The sequence below is a fragment of the uncultured Nostoc sp. genome, from assembly GCF_964245575.1.
Lineage (GTDB): Bacteria > Cyanobacteriota > Cyanobacteriia > Cyanobacteriales > Nostocaceae > Nostoc.
Genome location: NZ_CAXTNP010000299.1, coordinates 1 through 8,641 on the forward strand (window position 1 = coordinate 1; position 8,641 = coordinate 8,641).

Here is an 8,641-nt window from a genome sequence, read left to right on the forward strand (position 1 = left end):
GAGTCTTTGATACTCGTGAATGAGTCTTTGATACTCGTGAATGAGTCTTTGATACTCGTGAACGAGTCTTTGAACTCCGTTAACGCGGATCGGAATCTTAAGCAGAAAGGCGAGAACAGAGAATTAAAACATAGGAGTAAAAATCCGGCTTTCAGTGATTCTAACAGCGAGATTGGTAGTCTGTTAAACCTAAATTGATCAGTGTAAACTGATTTCTGTTGTGTTCCAGGTCAGTTCTAATTATTTTAACTTTTACCTAAAGATACAATTTTAAGGCAGATTGTTATTACTTATGACAGTTACTTTAAATCATCCTGATGAGTGAGAGTATATATACTTAATAATTGAGGTTCAAAGCATGGACTCAACAGGTAAGGTTCAAACTGTGGACTCGTCCTGGTCTCTTCCACTCCCGTTGAAAGAGTATGCGATGAGCCGAGTAACTGTCTACTTTTATAGCGACAGATGGGTTCCAATTAAATATTGTTATTTGGAAAAAGCAATTTTGCTTCACCAGAAGGCAAAATTAGAAGGCAAGGAAATTTTATTATTTCCTGTTAATCTAGACCCTAATCAACTCTCAAACTCTTTTAACTAATAATGCATTTAGGTAGAGTATTTTTCAAACATCTTGGCAACAAATAATCAACTATAGCGGCTTTGAGGATAGAAAGTGGGGAATTCATTATTAAGTTTGCATACACCAGTAATCTGACTTTTGCTGAGGTTTCTCTCTGTATTTTGCTGCATTTGTTTTCTAAACCAACCCAGAACGCAGTGCCACAACTGCTGCTTGCACGCGATCGTCTACTGCTAATTTATTCATAATCCCTCGGACGTGAGTTTTGATGGTGTTAGGACTGAGATAGAGTTTTTCGGCAATTTCTGGGTTACTCAACCCGTCTACCATAAGTTTCAACACTTCTAACTCGCGCCCAGATAAGTTGGCGGTGTTGGTGGTGGGTGAAGGCGGTTTGAGATTATCAATTACTCGCCGCGCAATTTGAGGATCGAGATAGGCTGCACCATCAACTGCGGCTGCGATCGCACTTAACAATCGTTCCACACTTGCACCTTTAATACAATACGCATCTGCACCGCTAGAGAGTGCGGCAATAATTTCTGTCTCCGTTTGATGAGATGTCAGCATCACTACATGAGTTGCTGGCAGCGCCGCCTTAATTTGCTGTGTCGCTGCAATGCCATCCAATCGCGGCAACCCAATATCCATAACTACTAAATCAGGTTTCAGTTGCAGTGCGGCTTGAACTCCCAAATAACCATCTTCTGCTTGTCCAACAATCTCCAACTGAGGATGAGCCATTAACGATTGCTCTAATCCGAGTTGCATCATCGGATCATCTTCGACAATTAACACGCGCAAGGGCGGAGCATTGGTTGGTAAATTTAAGGGATAACGAGTATCTAAAGACATTTTTATTAATTAAGAGTTAGGAGTTAGGAGTAGAGACGCGATTAATCGCGTCTGTACAGGAGTTAGGAGTAGAGATGCGATTAATCGCGTCTGTACAGGAGTTAAGAGTTAAGGTTTGAGAATAGTTTTCAAGGTTAAGTATTTAGGTTTCCAAGAAATAATTGAGGAACTTTTCAATTATTCAACTGAGATTTAGGGCTTCAGACAATTATGTTGGTTCTCAAACTCAAGAAATTGGTCTAATCTGAAAAACCTACAAATCATAAACAAAGCAGTAAGTCAGGAGTTATTCATAACTCTTTAATTTCTAACTCCTAACTCCTAACTCCTAACTTAATTTTATTCTTCCACGCGATAGCCTAACTCTGCTAAACTGATCCGCGACTGTCGCCATTTTGGCTGGACTTTCACAAACAATTCTAGGTAAACTTTACCAGAGATTAACTTTTGGATTTGTTCGCGGGCTTCGCTACCAATTGCTTTGAGCATTGCTCCACCTTTGCCAATGAGTATGCCTTTTTGGGAATCGCGCTCAACATTGATAGTAGCAAGTATACGGGTAATGCTGGGAGTTTCTTCTACTAGATCAATAGTGATCGCTACTGAATGGGGTACTTCTTCACGAGTCAATAATAAAATTTGTTCTCGGATTAATTCACCCATAATAAAGCGTTCTGGCTGGTCAGTTACCAAATCTGGCGGGTAGTATAACGGCCCAATTTCTAAATGTTCAATTAATAATTCTTGAAGTTGCGGTAATCCTGCACTCGTCTTGGCAGAAAATTTCACGATTTCCCATTCATGGGACTGGGCCATCTGAGCGTAACTATCATCTAGAAACTGAGAATCGGACGGTTGTTGGTCGATTTTGTTCACGCCCAAAATCACTGGTGTTTTGCTGCGACACAGCAACTCGGCAATATAGCGATCGCCTGATCCACAAGCCACTGCTCCATCTACCACAAATAGCACTACATCTACCGATTCAATCGCAATTTTGGCATTTTGCACCAACACTTCACCCAATTGATGATGGGGCTTATGAATTCCTGGCGTATCTACAAAAATTAACTGGGCTTCTGGTGTAGTTAATATGCCGCGTAAACGGTTACGTGTAGTTTGTGCTACTGGTGATGTAATGGCAATTTTTTGCCCTACCAATTGATTCATTAAAGTAGATTTACCGACATTAGGACGACCAACAATGCCGATAAAACCTGATTTGAATTCAGGAGGAGCCTGGGGGATTGTTACTTCTCCTGGAAAAGAGAAGTTGTAATTATCAATACTAGTCACCTTTGGCTCCACCCTCATATTTTACAGCTGGGATAACTTGGTTTTTTCTGAGACACAAAACAAGCATAAAATTCCCCTGGCATTTTTAGGGATTGCTTTTGCCGAGGTTCAATCTACTACTGGCTCTACACCTATATTTTACAGCTAAGATAACTTTGTTTTGTTTTTTGATACAAAACAAACATAAAATTACTTTGGCATTTACAAGAAGCGCATTTGCTTAGGTTTAATCTGCTGCTAACTTTGGCTTAAATTTCATCGATTACTCAATATATTTGGATCAAAATGTCAATAAAAAATATGGGAGAACCCAAACGCATAGGAATTCTAACCAGTGGAGGTGACTGTTCTGGCTTAAATGCTGTGATTAGGGCTGTAGTTAATTGTGCTGTGGATACCTACGGCTGGGAGGTTTTAGGAATTCGTCAAGCGACTTTAGGATTAATGGCGCGTCCCCCACAATTTACTAAGCTGGAAGTTGATCAAGTTGACTCGCTGTTAACTGCGGGTGGCACAATGTTGGGGACAACCAATAAAGGCGACCCTTTTGCTTTTCCAATGGCGGATGGCAGTGTAAGCGATCGCTCCGAAGAAATTATTGCAGGTTATCATGAACTAGGTTTAAATGCTTTGATTGGTATTGGTGGCGATGGTAGTTTGGCAATTCTGCGTCGCCTCGCTCAACAAGGCGGAATTAACCTAGTTGGTATTCCCAAAACAATTGATAACGATATTGGCGTTACTGAACACGCTATCGGTTTTGATACAGCAGTCAATATTGCCACAGAAGCATTAGATAGATTACATTTTACTGCTGCAAGTCATAGCCGAGTCATGATTTTGGAAGTAATGGGGCGTGATGCCGGACACATAGCTATAGCTGCGGGAATTGCGGGGGGAGCAAATGTAATTTTAATTCCCGAAATCCCTTACACAGTTGAGCATATTTGCCACAAAATCAAAGAACGCCAAGAGAAAGGCAAAAACTATTGTTTGATTATTGTTTCGGAAGCGGTTCGTACCCACGATGGGGAAAATGTGACGATTACAAATCGCTTAGGTCAATCTCGATACGGTGGAATTGGTGAATATTTGGCAGATAAAATTATTGAACATATCGGTGTAGAAACGCGAGTTACAGTTCTAGGACACATTCAACGAGGTGGAACTGCTTCACCACTAGATAGATTAGTTGCAACTGCTTTTGGTGTTGCGGCGGTTAATCTACTTGCCGAAGGTAAATACGATCGCATGGTGACATGGCAAAATCGCCAAGTATTAAGTGTACCAATTACAGAAGCGATCGCTCAATATAGCGCCGTCGATCCGAATGGTACTTTAGTTAAAACCGCCCGTGGTATGGGTATTTATTTGGGAGACTAAATTTAGTGCTGAGTCAGGAGTGAGGAGTTAAGAGTTGTTTAACTCCTCACTCCAAAGACAAATGACTTTTCAAAGTCTTTTCAATTCATTGATCGCACTTGCGGTTTAATCTGCGGCTGAATGCTTTACAGTCAGACCTTTTTTTAATGTTGTTTAAACAGATATTACGCGATGTGCTCCCGAGTGTGATGGCGTAACCGCCATGAGCCGGTGGCGATCGCTCCCACCATCGCCAATGCTTTAGCGTTGGGCTAACTCAAATTTCCGCTTTTGCAATTTCTTGTCAGCATTGAAGTGTTTTCTAGCTAAGAACCCTACAGCAAGACACTTCTGTTCATATTCAATCCAAGCACTATCTTCAAAATTTGACTCACCTATCAAAATTTGTTCATAAATTTCTAAACTTTCTCGCGGGACTGTCGCTACCTCCGGCTCCATCAAAATCAATTCTGGATTGAAGGAATCCAACGTCTAAAATTCCTTCAAAGATGAACCACCTGGATCTATTCCTAACCGAGAGCAAGCTGATCGCAATTTTTGGATCTCCCAAAACTGTTTATTTTGTTGTTATTTTTTGTTTGAGATTGCTTTTAAGGATTATACCTGTGCCTAGAGCGCCTAGAGCTAGTAAACCTAATTTAGAAGTCGATTCAGGAACTGATGTCGAGACTGGATCAGCACGGAAAACAACATTTCTAGTATTATTATTACTATCCCTAATAGTGGCAAAGAATGAAATTTGACCGAAATTATTGAGACCACCATCAAAAAAAAGATTTGTCACAGTGCCGTTTAAAAGAGAGTCACCTATGCCAATTACCTTATCTCCAATCGGGTCGGAACCTGTAAAAATGCCATCAACAGAAACATTTTCTGCCCCATTTCGTAATGTTGCATTGAAAGCTACTTGATTCTTATCATTAATTGCGGGCCTAGAAAAGCTACTAAAAGAGCTACTGGTATTGGCAACAGTGGTAATTGTTTCACCGTTGCCTATAAAGATTCCGCCTTCCCCACTGTCTAAACGAGCCTCAAATATAACATTATTTATGTTATTAATAGAAGTCTCAGAAAATCCACCATCGAAAAGATTAGTATTATCAGCGATAGTCGTAATTAACCCATTTTGAATAGTGAACACACCTACCCTTCCATCATTTAATGAAGCTGTAAAAGCCACTACATTATTGTCGTTAATTGCAGGAGGTTGGTTGAAAAACCTAAATTGTCCACTAGTGTCTACCACAGTTGTCAAAGAACCACCACTAGTAGTAACAATCTCATACCTGTTAATGCCTCTAATCAGGCTGAAAACTAATGTATTATTGTTATTAAATGCGTTGTTTTCTAAAGTTAGACTAAACGACCTATTGCTTGGTATAGCAACAGTTTTAACTGTCTCACCGTTACTAATAAAATAACCTTCTTGAAGTTCATTATAAAAGTTTCCGAAGGCTACTGTACCACTGTCGTTAATTGCTATACCGTAAAAACCGCTTCTTGATTTGAAGCTGACAACCGTCCTAATTGCTCCACCGTTGCTAGTGAAGATACTTTTACCTGAAGGTGTTATGGCAGCAAAAGCCACTGTGCCATTATCATTTATAGGGCCACCTCCGACATCCAAAAAGTTTCTGTTGTCAGCCTCGGCGATTTTTGTAAAAGTAAAGGTGCCTGCATCTGCCGATTTCACTTCTACTGCTACTAGACTGAGAAAGATACCAGCTATAGCAACTAAAAACTTTGGGTAAGTATGCATAATAATTTCAGCTTATTAGATAAAGTTTTTTGACTAAATAATTATCTCACCTAAGCTCGACTTTATCCATTTTTGATTTAATCAGGCAGCGTCAACAGCAATATCTCTCAAACGCTCAAATAAAAGACGAGGGACTTTTATCATTTGAGTGGTTTCGGAAGATGTGGAAAAAGTCCTAGCCCATAAAAATCGCCTAACTAGCGAACAAGTCGGAGAACCGCAAGGGCGCACTGCCTTCTCTGTGTCTGGAGTGGTTAAATAAAATGCTTTTGAACCGCATAGACACAAAGGGCGCAGAGATAAAAAAAGAGATTTTACCAGTCACCTTGAAAGGGCTAGTCCTAATGACAAAGGACAAATGACAAATGACTAACTAATAATTCCCAATACAAACTCGCCTTCATTCACAGCTTGATTGGTTGCGACATCATAAACTAATCCATCTTGTTGAGCGTAGACATCAATTACACTAGGTAACTTACCTTCTTTATTAAAACTGAGAATTTGATACAGCTTTTGTCCAGCTTTGACTGAACTACCTAATTCGATTCTGGATTGAATCATACCACCTGCGATCGCATAATATTTTTTTCGGTTGCTGCTAGATGCAAAAGTCATCTCATGGTTTTTTGTGCTATCCGATAAATTATGACTTTGCAATACACCTTTTTGCACTAAATAATTTTTTACACCCCGTACACCTTTAGCGACTGAATCAGGGTTCATTTGCATTCCTGAGCCTAATTCCAGTGTCCAAGCTTCCACATCAAACTTGATTTCTCTACCTAAATCTTGAAAACAAGCTTCTAGTGCTAACCAAGGTTTGATAAAAGCTTCATCAAAAGCATCACCATCATATTTATCAAGTAAGATTCCGAAATCAAGTAGGAAGTATTTTGCACTGTCTTCTCGATTTCGGAAGTAATAAACGTAATCTAAAGCTTGATTTGTAGAACTATGTAAGTCAATTAAGTAGTCTGCATCTATACTCATATTTTGTAGTTTGTAGCCAAAAAGCTCAGTGTAGGGTACTGTACTAGGAGAATTAATTTTTTCTAAAATTTTTGCGAATTGTTGCTTAATTATAGTTAGATAATTTTGTCGAATGACCTTTAGATCGATATGAAGTTGAGATTTAGTAAAAGCTACTAAATCATCAGCTTCTTTCTCGTAATCCCAAAATATGCGATTCCAGTCTTTGGCTTCGTAAACGCAGTATCGCCCAGGAGAGAAATGGTGAGCGCGTTCATTCGTCCCCATTGGATTACAAACGGGAACTAGCCAAATTTCTCCAGCTAAATCTGTATCATTTATTGTTAATAAAAACTCAATTAACTGGTGAATAACGGCATTACCAGCAATTTCTGCACCGTGTAGATTAGATTGAATGTAAACCTTTTTACCAGGTTGAGCGCCGATGAATTTGTATAGTTGTAAGGATAGGCGATCGCCCGAAGCCATTTGACGTAATACAATACTTTCAATAACTGGCAGCATAAGAGAATTCAGTGATAATTTGAGTAAATTATGGCTGTATCTGTACCGAATTAAAAGCCACGTAAACCCAAATCATACCAAGTATCTTTGTAGGGTGTGTTATGCCGTTCGCTTTTAGCGTTCTCGCACCCCTGCTCTTAAGCAAGCTACGCGTAGCATCTCCGATAAGAGAAGGGTAGGCTAATGCACCAAATTATCTATGCTGACAGTGTTTGATAGCAATAGTGGGTTACGACGAAGGTGTAACCTACCCCAATACGCTTGGGTTAAGGCTAAAAGTCTGTTACCAAAGTCAATTTTTTAACGAACCGCCAACTCTTGGAGAGGCTGACGCCAACGCGCAGCGTCTCCAAGAGTTGGCGCAGAGTACGCACAGAGAAGAAAGAGATGCTTAACTGAACTGTATTGTAACCTACCCTATATTTACAAATATCCCCACGGTACTAAACAAATATTGGGAATTAGCTATGCTCAATTTCTCTTGTTAGTCAAACAAGAGAAATTGAGACATAAAGAGCGACAAGCTGAGGCAGAACCTCAGAAAGTTCAGATCAACTCAACTGGAGGGGGAGGTAAACTCAATTAAACACTCATGAGTTAAAACACGAGATAGAGGAATTAACAAACTCATGCCCCGTTTGCCAAAGTGCTGTAGGAGAAAGAGCTATCTGCAAAGATAAATTTCTCAAAGCCAGTGGTGGACAAGCTAATGGAGTTTCCATTGTTGTTGAAACTGATGTTGGCAGAATTAAGGGTATTGCCAGAGATAACACCAGATACAATCAGTTGAGAGCGATTGAAAGCGCCCAAATCCAGGGTGTCAAAACCTTTACCACCATCAACACTCGCTTCCCCAAATCCTTTGAAGTAGTCATTCCCAGTGCCCAGATCAATCTTGATCCCGCCACCGATAGAAACTTTTTGTTGAACTCCATCTAGGATACTGGTGGCGATAACAGAGTCATTCCCATCGCCAGTCTTGATGATTCCTTGCCCATAAATACCGTATGCAGTAGCACCAATTGTTGAAGAAGCCTGTCCGGTAAGTTTGTCAGAATTCTTGCCCGTTTCAATGACTCCATCGTTGAAGATGCCATAGCTGGTGGCGTTTTTTTCAGAACTGTTCCCATAACCGAAAATCGTGTCCTTGCCCGACCCTGTAGTAATGGTGCCGTCTTTAGTGTTTTGGATGCCGATTCCAGCACCGCCATTGCCGATGCCGCCAGTACCTGTGCCAGTGATCGTGTCATCTCCGTCTCCGGTATCCAGTT

At 40.3% G+C, this 8,641-nt stretch carries 7 protein-coding genes; 1 reads left to right on the top strand and 6 read right to left on the bottom strand.

Annotated features, from left to right (window positions below; all coding sequences use genetic code 11):
* Window positions 1–757: 757 nt before the first annotated feature.
* Both ACFFAP_RS31960 and era read right to left on the bottom strand, forming a co-directional pair.
* On the bottom strand, window positions 758–1,435 hold the full coding sequence (locus ACFFAP_RS31960; protein WP_375514985.1) for a response regulator: 678 nt from the start codon (window positions 1,433–1,435) through the stop codon (window positions 758–760).
* A 339-nt stretch (window positions 1,436–1,774) separates the two neighbouring features.
* The gene (gene era / locus ACFFAP_RS31965) at window positions 1,775–2,749 is read right to left on the bottom strand and encodes a GTPase Era (protein WP_375514986.1); all 975 of its coding nucleotides are present in this window, start codon (window positions 2,747–2,749) and stop codon (window positions 1,775–1,777) included.
* Between the two features lie 282 nt (window positions 2,750–3,031).
* On the opposite strand from era, the gene ACFFAP_RS31970 reads away from it, so the two are divergent.
* Window positions 3,032–4,114 carry an ATP-dependent 6-phosphofructokinase gene (locus ACFFAP_RS31970; RefSeq protein ID WP_375514987.1) on the top strand — a complete coding sequence of 361 codons (1,083 nt, stop codon included), beginning with the start codon at window positions 3,032–3,034 and terminating at the stop codon, window positions 4,112–4,114.
* Window positions 4,115–4,354: 240 nt separating this feature from the next.
* Here the strand turns inward: ACFFAP_RS31970 and ACFFAP_RS31975 are convergent, their stop codons facing one another.
* The 4 genes from ACFFAP_RS31975 to ACFFAP_RS31990 form a co-directional block, all read right to left on the bottom strand.
* On the bottom strand, window positions 4,355–4,582 hold the full coding sequence (locus ACFFAP_RS31975; RefSeq protein WP_375514988.1) for a hypothetical protein: 228 nt from the start codon (window positions 4,580–4,582) through the stop codon (window positions 4,355–4,357).
* A gap of 88 nt (window positions 4,583–4,670) precedes the next feature.
* Window positions 4,671–5,873, bottom strand: coding sequence for a choice-of-anchor tandem repeat NxxGxxAF-containing protein (locus ACFFAP_RS31980; protein WP_375514989.1), 1,203 nt, complete (start codon window positions 5,871–5,873; stop codon window positions 4,671–4,673).
* 369 nt (window positions 5,874–6,242) lie between these two features.
* Window positions 6,243–7,370: a succinylglutamate desuccinylase/aspartoacylase family protein gene (locus tag ACFFAP_RS31985; RefSeq protein WP_375514990.1), complete on the bottom strand. Its 1,128-nt coding sequence runs from the start codon at window positions 7,368–7,370 to the stop codon at window positions 6,243–6,245.
* 627 nt (window positions 7,371–7,997) lie between these two features.
* Window positions 7,998–8,641: hypothetical protein (locus ACFFAP_RS31990; RefSeq protein ID WP_375514991.1), on the bottom strand; the 644-nt coding region annotated here is incomplete at its 5' end.

Bases quoted from the DNA above. Each gene is read 5' to 3' on its own strand.
- era (WP_375514986.1), bottom strand. From the start codon at position 2,749: ATGAGGGTGGAGCCAAAGGTGACTAGTATTGATAATTACAACTTCTCT.
- ACFFAP_RS31970 (WP_375514987.1), top strand. From the start codon at position 3,032: ATGGGAGAACCCAAACGCATAGGAATTCTAACCAGTGGAGGTGACTGT.
- ACFFAP_RS31960 (WP_375514985.1), bottom strand. From the start codon at position 1,435: ATGTCTTTAGATACTCGTTATCCCTTAAATTTACCAACCAATGCTCCG.
- ACFFAP_RS31985 (WP_375514990.1), bottom strand. From the start codon at position 7,370: ATGCTGCCAGTTATTGAAAGTATTGTATTACGTCAAATGGCTTCGGGC.
- ACFFAP_RS31980 (WP_375514989.1), bottom strand. From the start codon at position 5,873: ATGCATACTTACCCAAAGTTTTTAGTTGCTATAGCTGGTATCTTTCTC.